The following is a 21,465-nucleotide window of genomic DNA, read 5'->3' as shown; positions in this document are numbered from 1 at the left end:
GAATGTCGATCAGGGCGAGCAGCAGGCCGGCGACCCAGAAGATGTGCATGTGCGTGAAGAGAGCCAGCAGGCCCAGCACGGCGACGATCTCGAACTGCAGCTTGTGCGACCTGTGCGCCATGCGCTCCGGCAAGGTATGCAGGCGCAGGAACAACAACCCTACGGCCATCACGGCGATGATCAGAAACACCGCCATGACCGTCATGAGGATGTCGCTCTCGCCGGGTGCGGTGATGAACGCCGGTAGATGATGGGGCGCGGCAGGATTAAGCGTTGCGGTCATAGCAGCCCTCCCAAGAACGCCTAGGCACCGCTCTTAATGCGAACATGACGATGCCCGCGGAATGCTTCAGAGACGGGAGACTGAAAGTCATCGGCATCTCCGGTTACTGTTCTTCTATCATTAGTGCGCACCCATCACGCCATGATGCTCAGGCCACCATCAACATAAGTCGTCGTCCCCGTTAACCGTCGCGCGAAAGGTGTCGTCAGATACGCCGCGGTCAGTCCAACATCGTCAATATCAACGAGTTCACCGATGGGGGCCCGTTCGACCGCCTCGGTGAGAAGAACATCGAAGCCCTTCAGGCCGGAGGCTGCCCGGGTTTTCAAGGGGCCAGGCGACACGGCATGCACCCTGATGTGTTTGTCACCCAATTCATAGGCAAGGTAACGGACGGCGCTCTCCAGTGCCGCCTTCACCGGACCCATGAGGTTGTAGTTCGGGACGACCTTGTTCGCTCCGTGATAGCTCATCGCCAGGAGGGTCCCGCCCTCAGTCATCAAGGGCTCGGCGAGTCTCGCCATGCGGATGAAGGAGTGGCAGGAGATGTCCATCGCCACCTTGAACCCTCGCCCGAGCTGTCGAGGAGCCGCCCCTGCAGATCCTCTTTTGGCGCGAACGCGATGGAATGCAGCGCGATATCGAGGCTGCCCCAGGTCTCGCGGATCTGCTGGAAAACCGCTTCGAGCTGGCCACTCTGAGCCACATCGCAGGGCACGAAGATCGGCGCACCGAGCTCCTTGGCGAGAGGCTCGACATAGGGCCGGGCTTTTTCGTTGAGGTACGTCACTGCGAGGTCGGCCCCAAGCTCGCGGAAGACCCGGGCGCAGCCGTAGGCAATTGACTGCTCGTTGGCGATGCCGATCACGAGGGCCCGCTTGCCGTGCAGGATCCTGGATTGGATGGCGGCTTTAGGCAGTTTAGTGGGGTGGTCGTTCATGAGCTTGGCCTCGTGCGTCGGGTGTCGCTGGCGCGCCGGGTGGATTGCTGCTTTACCGCCGCCTTCGGGCGCCCCTCGGCTTGGTTCTCCGCCAGTGTCACCGTGATCGGAGCGCCTTGGCTTTGCCTCCGGTGCCGTTATCGGAGAGAAGGCGCCGGATCTCGCCCAGCAAGGCCGTCTGCTTCGCGTTGGCCTCAATCCGGCCCTCCACGCGGTCGAGCAGATCGAGCAGCCCGCGCCGGTCCTCGGAGGTCCGCAGGAGCTTCGGCAACGCCAGGAGCGCCTTCACCGGCTCGAAGTCGACAATGTAGGACTGCTCGCGGATGATCGCGCGGGCGACCTCCGCCGGCATGTCGAGAAGGCCGATGTCGTTGCCGACTAGCTCGCGGGCTCGCTTCATGGCCGAGAGTCGCCGCCGCCCGGTGCCTGCCTTCATCATCAGCAGCGCCGTGCGAACCATGGCCTTCGTCCGGTCGCCGTCCTCAATGTGAGACAGGGCCTCCTTGACCAGAGGTGCATTCCGCACATCAATGGGTTCTTCCGCATCGGCTTCCTTGTCCTCCGCGGCCATGCCGATGCTGGCCGAACCGTAGATGCGGAAGAAGGTGTTCTCCACCGAGGCGTCGCGCAGGTCGCGATAGAAGTCCCAGGAGGCGGAGGTGACAGCGGCCATCCAGTGCTCCATCGCTGCCATCGGGCCTTCGTTGTCACGTGGCGCCCGGTTCGCGCGCACCATGTCGGCCATGCCCTTGAGCGGCCACAGGAAAGGATTGAGGTCCGACACTGCCCAGCGCTGCGCCCGCTGCGGATTGAGCGCCCTGGCAGCCTTTGCGGCCGCCGGGGTGACCATCGGGGCCACGAATGGATGCACGAAGGTCTCGTAGGCGGAAGCGAGTGCCTCGGAGGTCTTCTCGACCACCTTGAACGGCCCCTCGTCCTTGCGGCCGTATTTCTGCAGGACCTGCAGGTCCTCGACCCGCCGCTCCGTCAGCAGCACGTCGTAGCGCACGCTCCCGTTCGTCTTCTGCTCCTCGACCTGCATACCGTAGAGGCCCGGAGGCAGATGCTCGATGTACTCGATCAGGTCGACGATCTGGGTGTGCTCGCGCTTGGCGACAGCGCCCGAGACGAAGATGCCGAGATGGCCGACGCTCTTGTGCATCAGCCCGACGATCACCTGCCCGTTCGCCTTGAGCGCCTCCGTGGTGGGATAGAGGTCGGCCACCCAGTTGAACGCCTGCTGCGGCGGCGTGATGTTGTCGCCGAGCGACGCGAACAGAATGATCGGCGACCGGATCGCCCGCAGGTCGAAGGCCCGACCCTCTGACCATTCTGCGTCGCCGTCCGCGAGGTTGTTGCCCACGAACAGGTTCTCGACAATCCACTTGATTTCCTGGCGGTCCATCAGGAAGAAGCCGCCCCACCAGCGCTCGAATTCCAGGAAGCGCTCCGGCTCGGTGTCGATCTTAGAGAACAGAGTGTAGTACTTGTCGAAGTAGGTGTTCGCCGGGTTGAGGGACTCGAAATTGTCGACGAGGTAGGCCCCGTCGAACGTACCGGCGCCCAGATCGCTGGCCAGAAGCGCCGGCCAGGTGCCGCCGAGCATGCCGCCTGCATAGCGCATCGGGTTCTCACCATCGTTGCCGGCCCAGTACGACATTGGAGCGCCGTTGATGACGATGGGCCCGACGAGGTCCGGTTCGAGGGCGCCGATGAGCATGGAGGCCCAGCCGCCCTGGCAGTTGCCAATCACGACCGGCTTGCGGGTCTTCGGATGACGCTCACCGACGATGCGGAGGAACTCAGTCTCGGCACGGGAGACATCGGCGAGGGTCTGCCCGGGCTCCGGCTCCGGGAAGAAGATCACGCAGTAGACCGGGTGTCCGGCCTTGAGCGCGACACCGACCTGTGAGTCCTGCTTGAAGCCGCCAATGCCGGGTCCATGGCCGGCGCGTGGATCGATGACGACAAAGGGGCGATGCGTCGGGTCTGTCTCGATGCCAGCGGGTGGGGTGATCTGGACGAGGGCATAGTTCGCCGGCCGTTCGAATTGACGGGCATCGGCGACCATCTCCCAGTCGAAATCCAGCAGCGGCGGCTTGCCGGCCTTCTCATGTTCGAGCCAGTTGTTGCCACGCTGGCGCAGGGTGTCCCAGAACAGGATCGAGCGCTGGGTGAAGTCGAGCCAATAGGCACTGGCATCGCGCCAGAAGTCGAGAGGCGTCACCGGGCGGGCCCGGCTCTCCCGCAATGGCTCGCTCGCGACTTTCACCGCATCGACATAGCGCTGAACCGCACCTGTGCACCGTTCCTGATAGACCTCGGTGAACTTCGCCTGCGCACGGGCGACCTCCGTCAGTCGTGCTTGAGCACCATCCTGGCTTCGCTGAGTTGCGGCTTCGGCCTGTCTCATCACAATCGTCCAATCAAGCTGGCTTTCCGGAAATCATCACTTCTTTTGCTCGCCCCATTTGAGGAAAAAGCCGACGTCGCCCGGCAACCCGCCGGGCCATTCGATGATCATCGCATTCAATCTGAATCCGGCGGATCGCAACTGATCGCGCCATAATTCGTAGGCCTGACGCGGGCGACCCGTGAGCGTTTCCGGCCAAGTTGGATCCGCGTTGTTGAGCGCGCGGCCCTTGTCGGTGCAAAGGGCATTGGGAAACCGCATGACCATCAGCTCCGTTTGACCGCGTGCCGCCGCCGCTCGCAGCTTGGACCGCAGCGGTTCGAGGATCTCCTTCAACCGCTCCGGGGTGAGATCAAGCGGCTCGGAGAGCCGTTTGATCAGGTCCTCGCGGGCTTTCTCGGCGCGGCCCATGACGCCATCGGTCAATTTGACGGCATTCGCCATTTGCATTTCGGTCATGTAGTTCCGAAGGTCGGCTGCCGACATGAACGTCTCGTCGCCGAGCTCCTGCTGGGCCTGTGACTCTTCCGGCTTCGTCTTTAGCGTTTCCATGACATCAATCTCCGTGTTCAGGATGCGAGGCGAGCCTGCGTGGCGCCGAGCACGCTGCGCGTCTGCCGGGCGATCACCAGTTCTTCGTTGGTTGGGATGACCCATGCTGTGGGTCCGGAGCCGGCAGAGATCCGCGGTCCGCCGGCGCGGTTGGCGGCTTCATCGAGGGCGAGGCCCACCCAGGCGAGACCCGCGATCACTTCCGCGCGGGTTGCCACATCGTTTTCACCGATGCCGCCTGTGAAGACGAGCCCGTCAATCCCGCCGAGGGCGGCCATGAGGGAGCCGATTTCGCGCAGAATACGATAGACGAAAAGATCGATGGCGCGCCTGGCGTCGACCTCACTCGCCGCCTTCGACCGCAGCACCCGCATGTCGTTTGAGATGCCGGACACCCCAAGCAGTCCGGACTTGGTGTAGAGCATGCGCTCGGCCTCCTCCGGCGTAAGCTTCATCTCCCGGAGCATGTAGAAGATGACGCCTGCATCGACGGCGCCGCAGCGGGTACCCATCGGCAGGCCGTCGAGGGCGGAGAAGCCCATGGTCGTCGCGACGCTGACGCCGGCTTTGAGAGCACACAGGCTCGCACCGTTTCCGAGATGGGCGACGATCACCCTGCCCTTGGCAAGGTGGGGATCATAGTGTTTCAGAACGGACGCAATGTAGTCGTAGGATAATCCGTGAAAGCCGTAACGCCGAACGCCGCGTTCGCGCATGTCGCGCGGCAGGGCGAACATCGTCGCAATGTCGGATTGGGATTGATGGAAAGCAGTATCGAAGCAGGCGACCTGCGGCATCCCCGGCAAGCGCCTGCGCACGATCCGGATCGGTTCCAGGTTATGGGGCTGGTGCAAAGGCGCGAGCGGCACCAGCGCCTCAAGCGACTGGAGGACCGACTCGTCAACCAGCACTGGGCTAGAAAAGGCCGCACCGCCATGGACGACCCGATGCCCGATGGCCATGGGCTTGCGTTCCTCCCGAAACTGGCTCAACCACGAGACGAGGTGCATCAACGCCTCCTCGTGCCCGAACCGGTCATCGGAACTCCACGTCATCTCGCCCAGGACTGAGCCGCCTGTGTCTTTGACGAGGAAATGTGCCGTTTCCCCCAACCCTTCATAAAGCCCCTTCCAGACGAGCCGCGGCTCCGCGCCGTCCAGCACATCGAACACTTGGAACTTGAGACTCGATGACCCGGCGTTGAGGACGATCAGGACGGGCGTCATGGCTCAAACCTCCGGCATGGATAGCTGTGAGCGCTGCGCATCGGCGACGAGCGAGGCCACGGCGCAGGACGCCAGCCGAGTGATCGTCGAGTCGGCCCGGCTCGTGAGGATGATCGGAACACGGGCGCCGAGCACGATGCCAGCCGCGTCGGCGTCGGCAAGGAAGGTCAGGCTTTTTGCCAGCATGTTGCCCGCCTCTAGGTTTGGGACCACGAGAACATTGGCCTGTCCGGCAACCGGCGAAGCAATCTTCTTGATCTTCGCCGCACCGAGGTCGATGGCGTTGTCGAGCGCGAGAGGACCGTCGAGGATTCCCCCTGTGATCTGCCCGCGATCAGCCATCTTGCACAAAGCCGCAGCTTCGATGGTCGAGGGCACCTTCGGGTTCACGGTCTCCATCGCAGAAAGGATCGCCACCCGCACCGGATCGACCCGCAGAGCCCGAGCAAGCTCGATGGCGTTTTGGACGATGTGGACCTTGTCCTCCAGCGTCGGCGCAATGTTGACGGCGGCATCAGTAATGATCAGCGCGGTTTCATGGTCGGGAACGTCCATGACGAAGCAGTGGCTGATCCGCCGGGCCGTACGCAGGCCGCCCTCGCGGCGAACGACGGCACCCATGAGCTCGTCCGTGTGCAGGCTGCCCTTCATCAGCGCCTCGGCCTCGCCAGCCTTCACGAGATCGACAGCCGCACCTGCCGCGGCATCGCTGTGCGGCGCATCGACGATGCGCAACTTAGAAACATCCTTGCCAAGCGCCTCCGCAGCTGCGGTAATCTTAGCCTGCGGCCCGACCAGGATCGGATCGATCAGACCGAGCGCGACCGCCTCAAACACCGCGCCCAAAGAGGCCGCATCGCACGGGTGCGCCACGACCACCTTCAGCTTTGGCAGGGACTGTGCGGTCGCCACGAGCCGGTCATACTTGTCGTGCCGCCTCTGGCCCTGCTGAGACGTGCCTTGGGCTGAAACCGCAACCGTCATGATTGCCTCCACGCTATGCTTCCAATGGGCGTTGCGATTGACTGCCGGGTCTCGCCGAATGTGCCAAAGGGGCATGTCGGAATAAGGCCTAGGCCATGTTCGCGATGCCCATCTCGTTTTGCCGAGAGGAGTATGGCCCGTCCTCAACCCGTTGCTTGACCGGTTGGGCCATTGGGTTGACAATTTGGGACTGCCCTGCGGGAAAATGAGCGTGATCGTCGTCTCACCTTGGCACGAGGCCCCATGGCGCTATCGCTTCAAGGGCAGGTTCAACCCTCGGTCGGCACACCCACTTGGATAAATCCTCTGCGACGCTTTTTCGATACGCAGTTCGATCATTCACGTCTGAGCGGTCTCACTCCGCGGTATGCTTCACATGGCTCAGGGGAAGCTGGTCTGACTGACCGGGGCGACCATCAGGATCTGTGGGTAAGGAGGTCCCACGCGGTTTGTGGAGTCGCCGCGATTTCCGAACACGGCTATGACTGGTGCGCCACGCCGACGGGCTCTGTCCCGACCAGCGCCGGAAGGCTCGGGTGAAAGCACTTAGCTCGGAGTATTGCAGGGCTGCGGCAACCTGACTGAGAGCCATATCGGTGTTTTCCAGAAGCTCGCACGCAATCTCAAAGCGGATTTCATCAGCCACCTGTCTGAACGCGAACCCTTCCATCCGCAAGTGACGGTGCAACGTACGGCGGTGCATTGAGAAAAAACGAGCGACTGTGGTGACTGAACAGGTGCCCCTGAGCAGTTCGATACGAAGAACGCGGCGCAGATCGTCGGTGATAGAACCAAAGCCCTGACTCAAATTCGGTTCGTCTGGTCTGCGGGTAGATGGCATCTCCATCGCTCCCTCCCCTTGCTGAAGGTCCTGCTGCTACCGAACCGGCCTCACTATAGCGTTACGTCATCTCTCTACTCGATCGGCTTGGACTCTTGCATGACATTTAAGAGCTGAAGATGGATGGGCCTCGTCGTGATCCGCTATGACCTCTCAGTTTCACGAAGCGAACTCTCCATTCCTTTTTTGGATTCGCTCTGAAGTGACTTACCAATTGCGTCGAACAGGTAGAACACCTCGCTCATGACGCCCTTCACGAGGGTCCGCGATCCGGACTCACGGCAGCATCGAATCTCCGCGCCTCCGATCAGGGCAGCAGCTAGGGCGCACGCTGACTACGGACAGCGGTATACGATCTGTCCATAGGAGTTCACGACCTGCCGGCAGCCGGGAGCCGCGTAGTAGTACGTTCCGGCCGCCGCAGCTCCGGCTGCCGCCCCGTAGGCAACACTCCTGCGGGTGGTCCGTCGGGCGACGCCGGCGTAGCTCATGGGTGTTGCAGGTCGTCCAATCCTTGCCTCCGCCTGGCTGATCAACGAGCCCGATGAAACCGGCGCATCACCGCTCCAGAACAGGACCCAACCGCCAGCCAAAAGCGTGAGTGCGGAGCGGAGCGCCACCTGAAGTGCTGATCTGTTCATTTCGCACCTCCAGGAACAACACCTGCGGGAATTTCATCAATGTCATTGAGCAGAGTGATCGCGACCCCACTGGAGCCGGCCGGTGGGTTGAACGCGAACGCATCCGGTGCCGGAGTGACGCCGGTTTTCCAGTCGCGGAGCCGCAGCGTATACTGAGGTGCGGCTCCAACCGCCTTGCTTGTGATGACGTACTTGCGCGGCACTGGCCTCGCGCCGACTTCGATCCAGATCTGCCAGTCGGTCTCGAGATTCCGGAAGGCAAGATGCTCGCACTCGACACCCTCGACGACGCCGCGACCGATGTGCTTGGCCTCCAGCACCCCTGCCATGAGTTCTTCATAGGGCTTTGACAGCAGGAGATCAGCCCCCGGAAGTTCGAGCGACGCCTCGCTCCGGAGTCTGTCGACAACCTCGTCGAAGGAGCCACTCCCAGAAACCTGGGCGAACCGCTTGCCGCCACTGTCATGCACGGTCACGGTAGAGCCGTCCGACACGAGTTCGACGTCTGCATAGCCACCAGTTCGACTAATGCGGAACTTGTTCGGGCGGCTCATGGTAACATCGCCCGAAGCGCTAAATTGAATCTTCTCGACGGCCGGGGTCACCACCTCGATATCTGTGTCGTACTTCAGGGTCAGATGCTCTTGGCGGCCCACGTAGTCTGCCATGGCTTTCAGAATGGTCTTTGCGTCCCCCTCCTCGGCCCACGCAGCAGATGCCGGTGCGCCAGCAATGGCCACGACAATTGCGAGTCGGGCCACGGCTTTCGCAAGCGAAGCGCCGCGACCCAAATCGATCCCTTGGTTCATCGTGCGATCCTCCCTGGACTTCCTCCAGATGCAAACCGTTGAGAACATTCGTGCTTGATCGCACGGGATCATCAGCCGGCCATCGGATCAGTATAGGCCAGCCGTGGCATCGTGCTTGACCTCTAGGGACAATCTCTTGACAGTTTAGGCCGCCGGGGCCTCACTCATGAGGACCTTCGTCCCGCCACGTTGTCGGTGTCTGGCCCGACCAGCGCCGGAAGGCTCGAGTGAAGGCGCTCGCTTCCGAATAGCCGAGCGCCGCCGCGATCTGGGCGAGTGGCACTTGGGTGTCCTGCAGCAACTGACGTGCAATCTCGAACCGGATCTCGTTCGTAATTGCCCTGTAGCCCATGCCACCGCCCTTCAGCCGACGGCTCAGGGTGCGCCTGTGCATTGTGAGCAAATGGGCAATGTCATCGGCCGAACAGTGGTTGCTGGTCAGCCGCGTGCGCAGCAACCGCCGAATGTCGTCCGAGAATTCGGAGCTTTGCGCGCCCGTCAACTGCAGGAACTTCTTCTCCGGCATGGCCCGCAGCCCGAAAGTCGCGCAGCCCGTGCGAGCCACGCACAGGGTGTAGAGCCGGACCAAGGCCGCAAACGGGAGCAGGCTCACCCCATCGTCGAATAGGCACGGACCCAGTCCTGCCGCCCGGATCACCGGATCGGGATCAACGCCGAGTTCGCGCAGCGTTGGCACGATCTCCTTGGAGATGCCAAGGTGAATGTAGCCGGAGGGAAGGGTTCGGCCGTCAATTGCTGCGGCGGTCTGGGGCGACAGGCGTGGTTGCCGGCCCTCACCTGGTGTCAGATATTTGGTGCCATCAACTTACGTCATGAGAACCTCATGCGGGTCGATCGGAGGCCTTACGTAACCGACCTGATAATGCTCCGGGTATCTTAAATCGTCTTGAGCACCGGATCATAACCCGAAGTGTCAGCGCGAGATTATGTGAACTGCCAAGCTGCGCCATCAGGTAAAACCCTGAAAGCTAACTGGGTAAACCCCAAAAATGGCAGCTCAAATACAAAGAACCCTGCCCTTTGGGAGTGCATCACGTCCTCCTGCGGTGAGAAGCTCGGCGTCGCAGGCCGTCAAAGCGCCAAGTATACTCCTCAATTGCGTAACGCACCTGATCCCAACAACGTTCCGCTACCAAACAAATACTGACAGAAATAGCAAATAAATTTCAGTGTTGCATCTTTGTCATAGCCAAGATGCGCTACTGCTTCATACTTGACTGTGCGACTCCTCGCACAAGGGATGGAAGCCTATGAGAACACGACTTCTTGGCCTCTTGGCCGCAACCGCTCTGACAACCGCCGGACTGTCCGCTGCCTCTGCGGCTGATCTTCCTCAGGCCCCACCTCCAGCTCCGTTCATTGCAGCACCGATCTTCACGTGGACCGGGTTCTACGCCGGTGTGAACGCCGGCTGGGGCTGGCGTGACGATAATAAGCAAGCGGTCGTCCTCGGCGGCGCGGTCCCGGGCACCCTGTTCTTCCCGGGCAACGGCGACGGCGGGTTCACCGGTGGTGGTCAGATCGGCTACAACTACCAGATCGGCTCGTTCGTGATCGGTGTTGAGACCGACATCCAGTGGGCCGACACCGACCAGGCCGAAAACGTGGCGTTCGTTCCGTTCGGCGCCGGCACCTTCGTGCCCGGCTCCTTCGACAACGATCTGTCGGATTGGTTCGGCACGGTGCGGGCCCGTGCCGGTGTGGCCTTCGATCGCGTGTTGATCTACGCCACCGGTGGTCTGGCCTATACCGACGATAACACCGGCTGGGTCGCCGGTGCTGGCGTCGAATGGGCTCTGCCGGTGAACTGGTTCGGCTCCTCGGCGGTGACCTTCGGCCTTGAAGGGCTGTGGATTAGCGTCGACAGTGACGACGACAACTTCGAGCGGTCGGTCGGGACCTTCACGCCGGCCGGCGGCGGACCGGCCGTCGAACTGTTTTCGCCAGTGGGGCAGGATAACGAGAACGAGTTCTTCGTGGCGCGCGCCAAGCTGAACTTCAAATTCGGCACATACTGAGCACACACCACAAGACACGGAAAAGGCCCGGATCACTCCGGGCCTTTATATTTCCTGTCAGGATCGCAGAGGCTCTGAACGGCCTTGAACTGGCACCAGCATGTGTGGACAGCGGCACCCACGAGAGTTGCATTCTCAGTCGCTGCCCTGACGCATTTCGAGGGTCACGATCCTCGCCAGCAATGTTGCCGGATACAGTTGGCCGATGACGGTTTCGAGGATGCAGAGCGTGCGGGCGATCGGATGCACCGGAATGATGTCGCCGTAGCCCGTCGAGGTCAGGGTCACGAAACTCAGATAGAACACCGAGTTGGCAAGGGCCGCGTTGTCCTCGAACGTGATGCCCTTGATGGCATCCGGAATCGACAGCCCGACAAAGATGTACAGCGTCCCGAACAGGACGGCGATGAGCAGGTACAGCAGGATGGCGCCGACGATGCGGTGGTAGGTGACGCGGCCACGCCGGAAGACCGCCTGGGCGACGACCGCCCCGAGGGTGACTGCGATGGCAAGCCAGGCCGAAGCCAAAACATAAAGGTTGTATGGCCATGGCGGATAATAGAGACGGAGCATGAAGACCACGATGTTGGCCGTGAGACAGACAAACATCACGGCGAGTGCCGCGGGATGGTCCGAGATGACGAACATGCTGCCGATGATGGCCAACAGGGCGGCAATCGCGAAGCCCTGGAACACGAAAATTCCCACGGCCTGCAGTGGGGCGAAGACAAACATCGCGAGCATGAGCACCACGGTCAGCAGCGTGAGCAGCCGGTCCGTATACACCCGCCGCAGTCGGCGAAGCTCCCTGATGCGACCCACAATCCTGTGCATGTCGATGGCATGATAACGTTTGTTGCCCTCCACGGCACAGCTCAAAAGTGGTGTGCCGGCAACGGGCGGCCGCCGCGGGAAATCAGGTGGCACTCGAGATTGAGGTCATGGGCGGTGTCATTCGAAGGTGACGCCGTTTGGGTCCTGCAGACAGCACTGGCGGAAATTGCTTGCCGCAACGAGGGTTCGCCATCTCCAGCGGATCCTAAAAGTGAGGCGCCTGCGGCTACTGGGTCCGTGCGGCGCTGCCCGCTATGCCTCGGAGGCACTGGCCCAAACTGCATACTGATTGTCCCCTTCGGTCAAGCAAGATGGCCCGTCCGGCTTACAGTGACCCAGACTTGGCCGGCTGCCCGTAAGACGGTCTTGAACGGATGCCCTGTCGGAGGAGGACACGATGCGAATTGCGGGACTTGTGGGTGCCGCCGGGCTTGGCCTGGGTCTTGCCGCGCCGGCAGGGGCCTTGGGTGCAATGGCGCAGGGAGGACTTTCGGGATACCAGGGCGCTTGGCTGGCCGGGGGCTCCGGCTGTGCGGAGGTGTATTCATCCGACGGAAAAGGAATCTCGTTCAAGAGGCCGGTCGACATCTTCGTGCCCGCCTTCATCGTTTCTGGCAACCGCCTAAAGACGCCCCAAGCGTCGTGCCGGATCAAATCGGTCAGGCAGACCGGGGACCGTGAACGTTTCCTTCTCAACTGCGCCAACGCCGTGGCGGGCAATGAGGTAAGAGTTCTCATGGCAACCCAGCCGGACGGCTCACTCAGGCGCTACTTCAATGAGCAGGACACGACCGGCACCCAATACCAGCGCTGCTCGCGATGACGGCACCTGCAGCTAGGGCTGACTTCCTGTCCCCGTGGCAGAGGCCGATTCCCTGTCCTAAATTGTCAAAACCTTGTCTCAAGCAGTCAGGCATTGAACCTGTCCGCGCGACAGAAAGACGAGTGTTACCGACCGCGTGGCGAGGCACATTGGCTTCCCGGCAGACCAGCGGTTTTGACGAATGTGCCGAACATTCCGATAGTGGTGAGGACCGCTAGGGCCAGCCCCGCCCCACTGAGGCGGATCCCACCCGGAGCGTCAGGGATCGCTCAACCCAGACTGCCCGGGGCCGGGTCGAAGGGCCTGCACCCGAGTAGACGGCGGCGTGTGATTCGGAGATGCGCATGACCAACGCTGTTCGCGCCGACGATGCCCTGCGCTTTCTAGTCGAAGGCAATGCCCGGTTCCAAAGGGGGGAAGCACGTCTCACGGGAATGCGACCGGATGTCCTTGCAAAGTTGGCGAAGGGGCAGCAGCCCTTTCCGACAATCCTTGGCTGTTCTGACTCACGCGTCGCGCCTGAGCTTATCTTCGATGCAGTTCTCGGCGAGTTATTTGTCATTCGCGTTGCAGGAAATGTCCTGTCCTCAGAAATCGCGGGCAGTCTGCAGTATGCGGGCGCACATCTTCGGACGCCCCTCTTTGTCGTCCTCGGGCATTCCGGCTGCGGCGCCGTCCGTGCTGCCCTGGCTTATCGGTTGCGCGGTGTGAGGCATCAATCACGCATCCAGGTGCTCGTCGACAGCATCCTGCCCGGACTGCGTGAGATCGAAGCGGATGCACTTACGGAATCTCAACTCTCCGCCGCCGTCGAGGCCAACGTCTGGTGGACCATGCGGCAGATCCTTGAGACGGAGGCGGGTGTGCGCGTGGCGGCTGGGGAGTTTAAGCTAGTCGGGGGTGTGTATGACATCATAACCGGAGCGGTCCACTTCCTCGAGGAAACATGAGGATGGAATAGCGCCGACGCAGCGCCGCGCCGGTCTTTCACCTGGTGCGGCCCTTCTGCCAGCTCAGACCCGCCTTCGTGCAAGGTGCGCGCGATAGTGAACTGGCTGACCTGCGGCTGGCCGTCAGGGGATTGGCGCAGGGCTGTGTGCAACAGGCTCAACAACCAAGTGACCGTACCATCCTGCTCCCGCTCGGGCGAGCGCGCATACTCGGCCAGAATGCGTTGCTGCTCCTGGGCTGCAAAGCAGATCCGCGGCGCGCCGGCATGATGAGGGTGCACGGCGGCCAGCCCCTCCCGGTTGAAGCGGCTGACCCAGGCCGAGATTGTCTCGGTGTGGCCGCGTCCGACCAGACGGACGGCAGCGGTCTAAGTGGCTTCATTGGCAATCGCAGCAGGGCGCAGGCACGGTCGAGCGCGGTGGCGGGAGCACTGTGCGAGCTGCTCAAACGCCTGAGTTCTTTGCGCTCCTCCGGAGTGAGCGCGCGCAGGGGATCTTCGCGGCGGCGCGACATGGGACAACTCGCAATACGATGATCAGAACGCCACTATAGCAGATCCGATGGCAGACGGCCCACTATGCGGCGAGGTTCCCGTTGATCAATTAACCCTATGGACTGAGACAGCGCCGGTGCACGCAACAGCGACGCGAGCTTTCTGCTGTCGATAATTCATCGCCCGGCAAGGTAACCCATTGATCATCTGGATCTCGTTAGGACTCGCATAGGGGAAAGGAGATCCCGGCGTGCCCTGAATAGGATTGGTTTGTGCTTAAGCGGTTCCAAGTGCGCTGAGAGCGATAAGGCCCGCGCACAAAACGATGCTGAGCATCCTCAAAGAATCCTTCTCGCAGCCAATGCATGCAAGTTCAGGACTGCCACGAAAGCCTTCACTCTCATGGCGCTCTCCATCATCACATTTTGGATACTAGCCCCCGCCCAACCACCGTGCTTGATCAAAGGGGACAAAGTGGTGACACTTTGGGCTATTCCGGCGTTGACATTGACTAGGTGGTGTGAGGTTCTTCCGACCCAGGGCGTCTGCCTGTTCATGCCGGTCATGCTGCCGAGCGAGGACGACGAAACCGGTGGCGGCCCGGCGACGCAAAGGATGGCGCCGTACTTGCGCCATGAGCTGAAGGCCAAGCCCGAACTCAGGAGCAAGTTGACCTGCCTATTGATCAACGACCAGCAATTGGAGAGCTCGAATGACCAACTCCGACGATGTGCAGAGGACGATCCTCCGCAATTTGCTTCTTGGCCGGTGGGCCGCCGAGAAGTTGAAGATCATAGGCCGGGACGCCGAGGCTTATGCTGAGGCTCTCGCCAGGAGCACGGTCGATCCCCAGCGCAATGACGTATTCAGCAAAATTCGCAAGGACTTTGACACCGCGGGCGTCGCTCAAACGGATGAGCAGATCCTCCGTGTCATGACCGAGCTCATGCTCAAAGTCGGGAACCTCATGCCAACAGCGCGAGGAGGTTCCCCCGATGCCGCAGGGGTGATGCTCGCGCGCAATCTCATGTCGCGCTGAGGCCAGCTGTCGATCGTCAGCAGAGCGCTGCCGGGCGCGAACGAGATGAAGAGGACGGCGTGCTTACGACGGGCCTTTGGCCGGTTATGCGGGCCTGAGGTTGACTCGACTTTGGCTTTTTGGCTCAACCAAGTATCTCTGATAGGATGCCAGATGGTGGATTGTAACGACGAGGCTTATGCCGCTGCGACCTTCAACGGGATCCCCGGCTATGCGTTTCATCGTCGCCGATCGGGGGACGGCCCGCCTTCGTGGCTATCTGATCGAGAACAAAACCAATCTCGATCAGGTCCCGTCAAATGATGGGGTCTCGGCTCTGCAGAAAGGTCCGCATCGCGATGTGTTCCTGCGTCAATGCGGGCGATGGCTCGAGACCGAGCCCGACGCGCTGGTGCTCCTCGCCGGCATGGTTGGAAACCGCGAGGGCTGGCTCGAGGCACTGTATGCCATCTCCCCTCAGGCCCGGCTGAGATCGCCCAGGCGCTCGTGCCGGTGGATCTGGAGAACGGCCGCAAAGGCTAAGTCATCCCCGGCCCGTTCTGCGAGCTCGCTCCCGGTGCCTCCGACATCGTGTGCGGCGAGAGAACGCCGGCCTTGGGTGCAGTCACCGAAAACGGATTGATCTGCTCGGCGGGCACCCGCCAAAATGGATTGAGATGAAGAACGGCCGCATGGATCGCTTCGCCCCCTATATGATAGGCGAGATGTACGGGCGGCTGCGCGAGCATTCTATGGTCGAACCGGCTCCCAACAAGGGTGCAGTAGGGGCGCGAATACAAACGACAACTTACAGCCAAGCCAGTGCAAATTCGCCATGTTTAAGGCCGCAAATAGGGCCAGTTGCTAAGTGGCCCTATTTGCGGCCTGAAGTCTGCTCCTCCCGGCCGCCGAGGAAGCTTTTCTGTGGAAAGGGAAGAGGCAGAATTGGCACCATTCCCGGCCTCTTCCTGCCTGATCCCACGGACACCATCGGGGCCGCCCCTTGTCATCCCGAAGGTGCGTCACGTTGTTAAGCGGTACTCCAGATCGCCTCATCATGGGGCTGGTCAGGAAGAGGCATAACGATCATAAGAAAACCAGGCACTGAAACCAAAGGCTCTACCTCAGCATACGTTTGTGGCAAGCCAATCCACGTGACGATGCCAGTACAGCCGACGTCAAACTTGCAATGTCAGCTGAGGACCTCGACGCTCATGGCTTGATTTCGTTCATCAGGGGGCGACCGGCTGCGAAATCCGAAATGCTGGCGAGGGTCGTCTCAAGGATCGTGCTCAGCGCCTCCCGCGTCAAGAATGCCTGATGTCCGGTGACAATCACATTCGGGAGCGAAACTAGGCGCTGAATTACATCATCGGGAATCACAGTGCTCGATAAATCCCTGAAGAAGAGACCAGCTTCCTGCTCATAAACATCGATAGCGATACCGCCAAGCTGACCGGACTTCAGGGCTTCAATCGCGGCCTCGGTGTCGACAAGGCCGCCGCGGCTCGTGTTGATCAGCAGCGCCCCTTTCTTTGTGCGGGCGAGCGTTTGTGCATTGACAAGATGGTAGGTGTCGGGCGTTAGCGGACAATGGAGGGAGATGACGTCTGCATCCTCAATCCCGCTCGCATCCACATAGCGGCCGCCGATCTCTTCGAATTCGGGTGATCGATGCACGTCGAAGCCGATCAGATTGCATCCGAAGCCGGCCATGATCCGAGCGAAGATCCTGCCGATCTTGCCGGTGCCGATCACGGCCACAGTCCGATTGGCGAGATCAAAGCCCATCAGGCCATCGAGAGAGAAGTTGCCTTCCCGGGTACGATTGTAGGCGCGCGGAATTTTGCGATTGAGCGCGAGAAGTAAGCCGACCGCAAACTCAGCTACGGAATTTGGGGAGTAATCGGTCACCCGAACAACCTTGACGCCGAGTTGCCCCGCCGCCTGCAGGTCGATCTGGTTGAAGCCAGTAGAGCGCGTCGCAACGAGTTTCGTCCCGCCGCCGGCGAGGTGTTTCAGCACATTGGCATCGACAATATCGTTGACGAAAACGCTGACAGCCGGGAACCCGGCCGCAAGGGAGACCGTCTCCGGTCCAAGCAGAGTATCGAAGGAGACGAGATCATGCCCATGATGAAGGTTTGCCTCATCCAGCAGTACGCGTTCATAACGCTGGACACTGAACATCGCTATCCGCATGTGCCTGCTCCCTGACGCCATTATCCCACGAGGTGGCCCGCTTCTCATCGTCGCCGCCATACCCGAACCTACGTCAAAGACTGTCCGCACGATACCGGAGATGGGCCACAGGTGTCGAGCCAGGCGGCGAACCGGCTTCAGAGCTTGAGGGCAATGGCTGAGGCAGCGCGGCGCCGGAGTTGGTGGCATAAGCGAAGCAGCGGCGAGAGCCGGAGAGTTTTAACCGGTTTCGATGTTTATCGCGCCGGTCCGGAGAGCTTTCGATGAGCGCCAGTACCATCTTTCTGAGAGCCGTGATCGTCTGGCCCCTGTTTCCGGGAGGCGGCCATGTTCAACCGAGAGACTTTCTTTGAAGCCGTGCGTTCCGACCCCTTCGGCGGATCGTTGATACAAGATCAAGTCGATGGGATGAATTACATCCTCGATACATGGGAGGATGCGCCGCCAACCGATGATCTGCGATAGCTGGCCTATGCACTCGCCACGACCTATCACGAAACAGCGGCAACCATGCTGCCGATCGCGGAATACGGGTATGGGGCCGGCAGGCCCTATGACGTGCCGGATTCCGAGACCGGGCAAACCTATTATGGCCGAGGTTTCGTGCAACTGACCTGGAGAGACAATTATGCCAGGGCCGATCACGAGCTCGAACTGTTCGCCGCCGCTTCTTTGGAATGGCATGCCGATAATGCGCTCGAGCCGCCGATCGCCGCCGCAGTCATGCTCAAGGGCATGACGGACGGATGGTTCTGCGGGTCCGCACTCGCCGATTACTTCAACGATCACGACGATGATCCCTGCAATGCGCGGGATATCATCAACGGGGACAAATCGGTGGTGCCATCCTGGTCGGGCGGGATGTCGATCGGCAACCTGATCAAAGGCCATCACGAGGCATTTCTGATGGCCCTCGAAGCGGCTTGGGACGAGGATCGCGTGCTGCCGATGGCCGCGGAAACAGTCCTGACACTGACCCTGCGGCTGTCCGCAGCCGGCCCCTGAAGGTCATTTCCGTGGGAGCCCATACGGATGCGCCGGGGTCGAACGAGGACGCGATGCCGATTGAGGCGCAATCCCAAGCGCACCTGAGCACCTTCGCCGCACATGATCGGGCATTCGCAACGAAGGTCGGTGATCCTCAAACGGTGGCCTTATTCGGCGCTGTGGTTCAGCGAAAAGCCGGCAAGAGAGACGGCACCCGGAACATAAAAGCACCTGATCCACCAGCTCAAGGAGGCGGCCCTCTCCCGGCACCTCCAAAGGGCGCCACGCGGAGGAAGCGCAACCCAAGTGCGTCCGCTCGGCTCTATCGGACGGAACCCGCACCGGCGTGTCCTCTGAGGCTTCCCTATGGCCTTTCGCGGCACGCGGTCGGCCCGTGGTGGGATGTGCGATAGCCCGGTGATCTCGGACAGCAGTGGGCAATCAGGATTCCGAACATCGTCACGGACAGGTCGGGACGTAGGTAATAGCCCTTCGCAAAGAGTCGATTGTCCCGAAGAGTTCAGCCGCTGTCATGATCGGTCAAGCAATCCGGTGTTAGACGAGGCATGATTTCTTCTCCGAAGGTCTCACACTCCCATCCCCGCACCAGAGGCCTTTGCCAACTGTACGCCGTTCGGATTGCCCGGACGGGGTTCTTTCACGGAGCAGGGCCATGCTCGGGCTGCTGATGATGAGCGTGGCGCTCGTCTGGGCCGAACCCGACGGTGCGGCCGGCGATGGTGAGGAGAATACTTCGGCCCGAAGGCCGCGCGATCGTCGATGACGGTCGTCCCGCCACACTCACCGGCTTGACGCTTGGCGAGATGGTTCATGGCCGACGGACATCCCGGCACGGAGTTCGGGGCCCCGTCGGCAGATCAAGATGATTCCATGAGGATGATAATCGTCGTGCTTGCGGCCAGCGCCGTCCTGTCCGCCTGCGTCTCCGACACGGGAACCCAGGCCCGGCCGCCGAACTACGTCACGTCCCAAGGGCACCAGGCGCCCGCAATCCGCAATGACACCTTCGGGGGAGCCGCGATGCCCATGCGTGGCTTGCCGCGGTAGCTTTGGAAGGTGGGTAGCTCGAGCCCTCCAGCCTCGGACCCAAAAGTCGACTCCACTTGTGAGATCCGTCCGATTCTCTCTTCTCTGATGAGCGCATTGTCCAGAGCGGACCTCCGGTTCCGCACAATGTGCTAGAGGCCGAGACCTGCCTGACGATGCGCGACATCGAGGACAATCCGGTCAAGCTATGCCACAACAGTGATCTCAGAGAGCGGTGGCGACGCGGGCAAGGTGCGGAAGTTGCGCGTGAGACAATCGTTTCGGTGACCATGGTGCACGATGCGGATCTTCAAGAACTTTGATGAGGTCAAAACAGCAGTCGGAACAGAGGTTGGCGTGAGCGACTGGATTGAAGTCACGCAGGAGCGCATTGACCAGTTCGCTCGGGCTACTGGCGACGATCAATGGATCCATGTCGATGTCAAACGCGCCGAGCATGAGTTGCCTGCCGGCACCACGATTGCCCACGGTCTGCTTACACTCAGCTTCGCGCCGGTGTTCGTCCGCTCTATCATCGATCTGGAGGGATTGAAGAGCACCCTCAACTATGGCGCAAACCGCATCCGGTACCTTGCGCCGGTGCCGGCAGGCTCGCGGCTGCGCGGCCGGGTCACCATTGCAGCGGCCGAGGACGCGCCACGCAACGGCTTGCGGGTGACCTACGGTGTCACGATCGAAATCGAGAAGCGCGGGCGTCCGGCCTGCGTGGCCGAGCTCATTGCCGTGCATTTCCGATAGCAAAGAGAAACGCCACGGCCTTAGGAGCGAACCGAAGCATAGCGTTCAGCATGTCGCGTCCGGGAAGCCGGAACGTACGACTTTTGCGCTTTTGACGGTTCGGCTCTTAGGATGCAGGCTGGCAATCTCGCGGGGAGGTACAACGATGCCTGTGGATCGAGAACTTCTGAGACAAGCCCTGAATGAGCTCGTCAGACTGAAAAGCTGCGCGGAGAACCCGACGCGTTTCCGTGCCCAGCTCTACGGCTCCGCACTGGCAGAATGGGCCGGACAGCTTGGCGTCGATCATCTTAAGCTCGACAAGTTCGTGCATGTCCGGGGAACGGTGTCAGACCGCTAGCTTCTCCCCAGTCGGACCCGGACAGACTGCGCAGGGCATGGAGCACAACAGCCCGAGCTCCGTCAGTGCTCCGTTCGGCATGCCGCTGCGGCATCAGGTGGGGCTATGGCGTAACGTTGCCTTGAGATTGCCCGGATCGCGGTGTCAGGTTTGATAAACAAGCCTTAACAGCAAGGCGGCGGGGGTAATGCGGGAACTTCTCTACAGACGTCTGAGCGCTCGTTCTTTCCTCAAAAGCAGGCTTCATCCGACGATGCTCGTGCTGGCTCTGATGCTGGTCGGCAGTGGAACGCACGCCCAAACGGTCGCCGCCCTGCCCTCCCGGTCCAGGCCTGCCGCTACGAAGAGCGATGTCATCACACCGGTCCCGGGCTGGACTCGCTTGTGCAGGCAAAAGCCGGAGCAATGTACCGTTGACCCGTCCGAGCCGGCCACCATCACGCTCACCCCCCAGGCTTGGCAGACGATCACCCGTGTGAATCGCCAGGTGAATGCCGCAATACAGCCTATGACCGACCGCGAGCATTGGGGTGTCGCGGATCACTGGGACCTTGCGGAGGACGGTTACGGGGACTGTGAGGACTACCAGCTCGTCAAGCGCCAGCGCCTTGTTGCAGCCGGCATCCCCCGGCGCGCGCTGCGCCTGACGGCCGTCATTGATGAGGACAGCGCGCCCCATGCGGTCATGATGGTGCGAACAGACCGGGGAGACTTCATCCTCGACAACAAGCGCAACGCGGTGCTGCCGTGGCGGAAGACCGGCTACATCTACTTGCAGCGGGAAGGCGGCACTGGGTTAAACTGGGTTTCGCTTGGCGGAGCCATCTCTTCCCTTGTCGCGACCGCAGGTCGCTAGCAGGGCCAACACCGTGATTGGTCTCGAGGCTCAAGCGACAGTGACGACCTGGCATCTTGGCATTGGCCCGTTCAGCGCAGGCGCTTAAAGATCTCGGCAGGGTCAGACTTTGAAATTCGGGCCGCTCAACGAAGGTCATCTCTGACCGCGATACTGTTGAAAGAGTCCGCAATTCTCTTTTTTGCAAGATCAGCATATAGGATGTAGGGCCTGATCTGACAGGGTGATGGTCGTAATAGGTTGCCCAAGAGGCACCTGAGAGCTTTTCGACTAAATCACCGCCAAAGCCGCTCAAGCTGCTAGATCCGGGGGACCTTTGAAGACATTCCGGGCTCACACCATCGCACGCACAGACTCCGCGACAGCTGACAGGTGGAATAGTGCGGAAGGCCATGTGTGGCCGGTCGCTCTTGAGTTAATCTGATGG

At 61.2% G+C, this 21,465-nt stretch carries 22 protein-coding genes and 3 pseudogenes; 12 read left to right on the top strand and 13 right to left on the bottom strand.

Going from position 1 to position 21,465, the window contains the following annotated elements; genetic code table 11:
• The 10 genes and pseudogenes from FS320_RS21020 to FS320_RS20975 all read right to left on the bottom strand — a co-directional run.
• Positions 1-283 (bottom strand): annotated as a pseudogene (locus FS320_RS21020) (hypothetical protein); the annotation flags it as partial.
• Positions 284-417: 134 nt separating this feature from the next.
• Positions 418-1,223: pseudogene (fabI, locus tag FS320_RS21015) on the bottom strand (enoyl-ACP reductase FabI).
• Between the two features lie 97 nt (positions 1,224-1,320).
• Positions 1,321-3,636 (bottom strand): DUF3141 domain-containing protein, encoded by a 2,316-nt coding sequence (locus tag FS320_RS21010; protein WP_152713911.1) that lies wholly within the window; start codon positions 3,634-3,636, stop codon positions 1,321-1,323.
• Positions 3,637-3,672: 36 nt separating this feature from the next.
• Positions 3,673-4,188: a hypothetical protein gene (locus FS320_RS21005; protein ID WP_152713910.1), complete on the bottom strand. Its 516-nt coding sequence runs from the start codon at positions 4,186-4,188 to the stop codon at positions 3,673-3,675.
• A 17-nt stretch (positions 4,189-4,205) separates the two neighbouring features.
• Positions 4,206-5,414, bottom strand: a complete 1,209-nt coding sequence (locus FS320_RS21000) for an acetate/propionate family kinase (RefSeq protein ID WP_152713909.1) — start codon at positions 5,412-5,414, stop codon at positions 4,206-4,208.
• 3 nt (positions 5,415-5,417) lie between these two features.
• Positions 5,418-6,398: a phosphate acetyltransferase gene (locus tag FS320_RS20995; RefSeq protein WP_152713908.1), complete on the bottom strand. Its 981-nt coding sequence runs from the start codon at positions 6,396-6,398 to the stop codon at positions 5,418-5,420.
• A gap of 355 nt (positions 6,399-6,753) precedes the next feature.
• Positions 6,754-7,245: a helix-turn-helix domain-containing protein gene (locus FS320_RS20990; RefSeq protein ID WP_244627274.1), complete on the bottom strand. Its 492-nt coding sequence runs from the start codon at positions 7,243-7,245 to the stop codon at positions 6,754-6,756.
• Between the two features lie 329 nt (positions 7,246-7,574).
• Positions 7,575-7,880, bottom strand: a complete 306-nt coding sequence (locus FS320_RS20985) for a hypothetical protein (protein WP_152713907.1) — start codon at positions 7,878-7,880, stop codon at positions 7,575-7,577.
• Positions 7,877-8,689 carry a DUF2092 domain-containing protein gene (locus FS320_RS20980; protein WP_152713906.1) on the bottom strand — a complete coding sequence of 271 codons (813 nt, stop codon included), beginning with the start codon at positions 8,687-8,689 and terminating at the stop codon, positions 7,877-7,879. Before FS320_RS20980 ends, FS320_RS20985 begins: the two co-directional genes overlap by 4 nt.
• A gap of 160 nt (positions 8,690-8,849) precedes the next feature.
• The gene (locus tag FS320_RS20975; protein ID WP_338105429.1) at positions 8,850-9,386 is read right to left on the bottom strand and encodes a helix-turn-helix domain-containing protein; all 537 of its coding nucleotides are present in this window, start codon (positions 9,384-9,386) and stop codon (positions 8,850-8,852) included.
• A 574-nt stretch (positions 9,387-9,960) separates the two neighbouring features.
• Here FS320_RS20975 and FS320_RS20970 point away from each other — a divergent pair.
• Positions 9,961-10,728: an outer membrane protein gene (locus FS320_RS20970; RefSeq protein WP_152713904.1), complete on the top strand. Its 768-nt coding sequence runs from the start codon at positions 9,961-9,963 to the stop codon at positions 10,726-10,728.
• A gap of 135 nt (positions 10,729-10,863) precedes the next feature.
• On the opposite strand, the gene FS320_RS20965 is transcribed toward FS320_RS20970, so the two are convergent.
• Entirely contained in the window at positions 10,864-11,595 is a 732-nt protein-coding gene (locus tag FS320_RS20965; RefSeq protein ID WP_338105428.1) for an ion channel, read from the bottom strand.
• A 364-nt stretch (positions 11,596-11,959) separates the two neighbouring features.
• Here FS320_RS20965 and FS320_RS20960 point away from each other — a divergent pair, with 364 nt between their 5' ends.
• Positions 11,960-12,385 (top strand): hypothetical protein, encoded by a 426-nt coding sequence (locus FS320_RS20960; protein ID WP_152713903.1) that lies wholly within the window; start codon positions 11,960-11,962, stop codon positions 12,383-12,385.
• Between the two features lie 344 nt (positions 12,386-12,729).
• Entirely contained in the window at positions 12,730-13,335 is a 606-nt protein-coding gene (locus FS320_RS20955; protein WP_162003128.1) for a carbonic anhydrase, read from the top strand.
• Between the two features lie 92 nt (positions 13,336-13,427).
• Here FS320_RS20955 and FS320_RS50815 read toward each other — a convergent pair.
• A pseudogene (locus FS320_RS50815) lies at positions 13,428-13,661 on the bottom strand (hypothetical protein); the annotation flags it as partial.
• 880 nt (positions 13,662-14,541) lie between these two features.
• Here FS320_RS50815 and FS320_RS20945 point away from each other — a divergent pair.
• The 3 genes from FS320_RS20945 (at position 14,542) to FS320_RS50805 (ending at position 15,881) form a co-directional block, all read left to right on the top strand.
• Positions 14,542-14,868: an ATPase inhibitor subunit zeta gene (locus FS320_RS20945; protein WP_152713901.1), complete on the top strand. Its 327-nt coding sequence runs from the start codon at positions 14,542-14,544 to the stop codon at positions 14,866-14,868.
• Positions 14,869-15,046: 178 nt separating this feature from the next.
• Positions 15,047-15,490: a 2-dehydro-3-deoxygalactonokinase gene (locus FS320_RS50810; RefSeq protein ID WP_152713900.1), complete on the top strand. Its 444-nt coding sequence runs from the start codon at positions 15,047-15,049 to the stop codon at positions 15,488-15,490.
• Positions 15,441-15,881 carry a 2-dehydro-3-deoxygalactonokinase gene (locus tag FS320_RS50805; RefSeq protein ID WP_420846756.1) on the top strand — a complete coding sequence of 147 codons (441 nt, stop codon included), beginning with the start codon at positions 15,441-15,443 and terminating at the stop codon, positions 15,879-15,881. The genes FS320_RS50810 and FS320_RS50805 overlap by 50 nt, the downstream gene beginning before the upstream one ends.
• A 178-nt stretch (positions 15,882-16,059) precedes the next feature.
• Here the strand turns inward: FS320_RS50805 and FS320_RS20930 are convergent, their stop codons facing one another.
• On the bottom strand, positions 16,060-17,049 hold the full coding sequence (locus tag FS320_RS20930; RefSeq protein WP_152713912.1) for a 2-hydroxyacid dehydrogenase: 990 nt from the start codon (positions 17,047-17,049) through the stop codon (positions 16,060-16,062).
• A 510-nt stretch (positions 17,050-17,559) separates the two neighbouring features.
• Here FS320_RS20930 and FS320_RS20925 point away from each other — a divergent pair.
• From FS320_RS20925 to FS320_RS20910, 6 genes are all read left to right on the top strand, one after another.
• Complete coding sequence (locus FS320_RS20925; RefSeq protein ID WP_152713898.1) at positions 17,560-18,054, top strand: lysozyme family protein; 495 nt, start codon at positions 17,560-17,562, stop codon at positions 18,052-18,054.
• Between the two features lie 873 nt (positions 18,055-18,927).
• Positions 18,928-19,104, top strand: coding sequence for a hypothetical protein (locus FS320_RS45240; protein WP_153885321.1), 177 nt, complete (start codon positions 18,928-18,930; stop codon positions 19,102-19,104).
• Positions 19,105-19,259: 155 nt separating this feature from the next.
• Entirely contained in the window at positions 19,260-19,406 is a 147-nt protein-coding gene (locus FS320_RS46040) for a hypothetical protein (protein ID WP_162562908.1), read from the top strand.
• On the top strand, positions 19,384-19,842 hold the full coding sequence (locus FS320_RS20920; protein ID WP_152713897.1) for a MaoC family dehydratase: 459 nt from the start codon (positions 19,384-19,386) through the stop codon (positions 19,840-19,842). The genes FS320_RS46040 and FS320_RS20920 overlap by 23 nt, the downstream gene beginning before the upstream one ends.
• A 145-nt stretch (positions 19,843-19,987) precedes the next feature.
• Positions 19,988-20,182: a hypothetical protein gene (locus tag FS320_RS20915; RefSeq protein WP_152713896.1), complete on the top strand. Its 195-nt coding sequence runs from the start codon at positions 19,988-19,990 to the stop codon at positions 20,180-20,182.
• 187 nt (positions 20,183-20,369) lie between these two features.
• Positions 20,370-21,038: a transglutaminase-like cysteine peptidase gene (locus tag FS320_RS20910; protein ID WP_152713895.1), complete on the top strand. Its 669-nt coding sequence runs from the start codon at positions 20,370-20,372 to the stop codon at positions 21,036-21,038.
• Positions 21,039-21,465: the final 427 nt, after the last annotated feature.

This window comes from Microvirga tunisiensis (genome assembly GCF_009296175.1).
GTDB lineage: Bacteria > Pseudomonadota > Alphaproteobacteria > Rhizobiales > Beijerinckiaceae > Microvirga > Microvirga tunisiensis.
The sequence above is the reverse complement of the archived record's forward strand: the minus strand, read 5'-3'. Positions and strand labels throughout refer to the sequence as shown.

What these genes read in the sequence shown, in the direction of transcription:
- FS320_RS20955 (WP_162003128.1), top strand. Translation starts at nt 12,730, where the DNA reads ATGACCAACGCTGTTCGCGCCGACGATGCCCTGCGCTTTCTAGTCGAA.
- FS320_RS50810 (WP_152713900.1), top strand. Translation starts at nt 15,047, where the DNA reads ATGCCGCTGCGACCTTCAACGGGATCCCCGGCTATGCGTTTCATCGTC.
- FS320_RS46040 (WP_162562908.1), top strand. Translation starts at nt 19,260, where the DNA reads ATGCGCGACATCGAGGACAATCCGGTCAAGCTATGCCACAACAGTGAT.
- FS320_RS20925 (WP_152713898.1), top strand. Translation starts at nt 17,560, where the DNA reads ATGCTGCCGATCGCGGAATACGGGTATGGGGCCGGCAGGCCCTATGAC.
- FS320_RS20930 (WP_152713912.1), bottom strand. Translation starts at nt 17,049, where the DNA reads ATGCGGATAGCGATGTTCAGTGTCCAGCGTTATGAACGCGTACTGCTG.
- FS320_RS20915 (WP_152713896.1), top strand. Translation starts at nt 19,988, where the DNA reads ATGCCTGTGGATCGAGAACTTCTGAGACAAGCCCTGAATGAGCTCGTC.
- FS320_RS20990 (WP_244627274.1), bottom strand. Translation starts at nt 7,245, where the DNA reads ATGGAGATGCCATCTACCCGCAGACCAGACGAACCGAATTTGAGTCAG.
- FS320_RS20980 (WP_152713906.1), bottom strand. Translation starts at nt 8,689, where the DNA reads ATGAACCAAGGGATCGATTTGGGTCGCGGCGCTTCGCTTGCGAAAGCC.
- FS320_RS20985 (WP_152713907.1), bottom strand. Translation starts at nt 7,880, where the DNA reads ATGAACAGATCAGCACTTCAGGTGGCGCTCCGCTCCGCACTCACGCTT.
- FS320_RS20960 (WP_152713903.1), top strand. Translation starts at nt 11,960, where the DNA reads ATGCGAATTGCGGGACTTGTGGGTGCCGCCGGGCTTGGCCTGGGTCTT.
- FS320_RS45240 (WP_153885321.1), top strand. Translation starts at nt 18,928, where the DNA reads ATGAGGATGATAATCGTCGTGCTTGCGGCCAGCGCCGTCCTGTCCGCC.
- FS320_RS20945 (WP_152713901.1), top strand. Translation starts at nt 14,542, where the DNA reads ATGACCAACTCCGACGATGTGCAGAGGACGATCCTCCGCAATTTGCTT.
- FS320_RS20970 (WP_152713904.1), top strand. Translation starts at nt 9,961, where the DNA reads ATGAGAACACGACTTCTTGGCCTCTTGGCCGCAACCGCTCTGACAACC.
- FS320_RS21005 (WP_152713910.1), bottom strand. Translation starts at nt 4,188, where the DNA reads ATGGAAACGCTAAAGACGAAGCCGGAAGAGTCACAGGCCCAGCAGGAG.
- FS320_RS21010 (WP_152713911.1), bottom strand. Translation starts at nt 3,636, where the DNA reads ATGAGACAGGCCGAAGCCGCAACTCAGCGAAGCCAGGATGGTGCTCAA.
- FS320_RS20995 (WP_152713908.1), bottom strand. Translation starts at nt 6,398, where the DNA reads ATGACGGTTGCGGTTTCAGCCCAAGGCACGTCTCAGCAGGGCCAGAGG.
- FS320_RS21000 (WP_152713909.1), bottom strand. Translation starts at nt 5,414, where the DNA reads ATGACGCCCGTCCTGATCGTCCTCAACGCCGGGTCATCGAGTCTCAAG.
- FS320_RS20910 (WP_152713895.1), top strand. Translation starts at nt 20,370, where the DNA reads ATGCGGGAACTTCTCTACAGACGTCTGAGCGCTCGTTCTTTCCTCAAA.
- FS320_RS20920 (WP_152713897.1), top strand. Translation starts at nt 19,384, where the DNA reads ATGCGGATCTTCAAGAACTTTGATGAGGTCAAAACAGCAGTCGGAACA.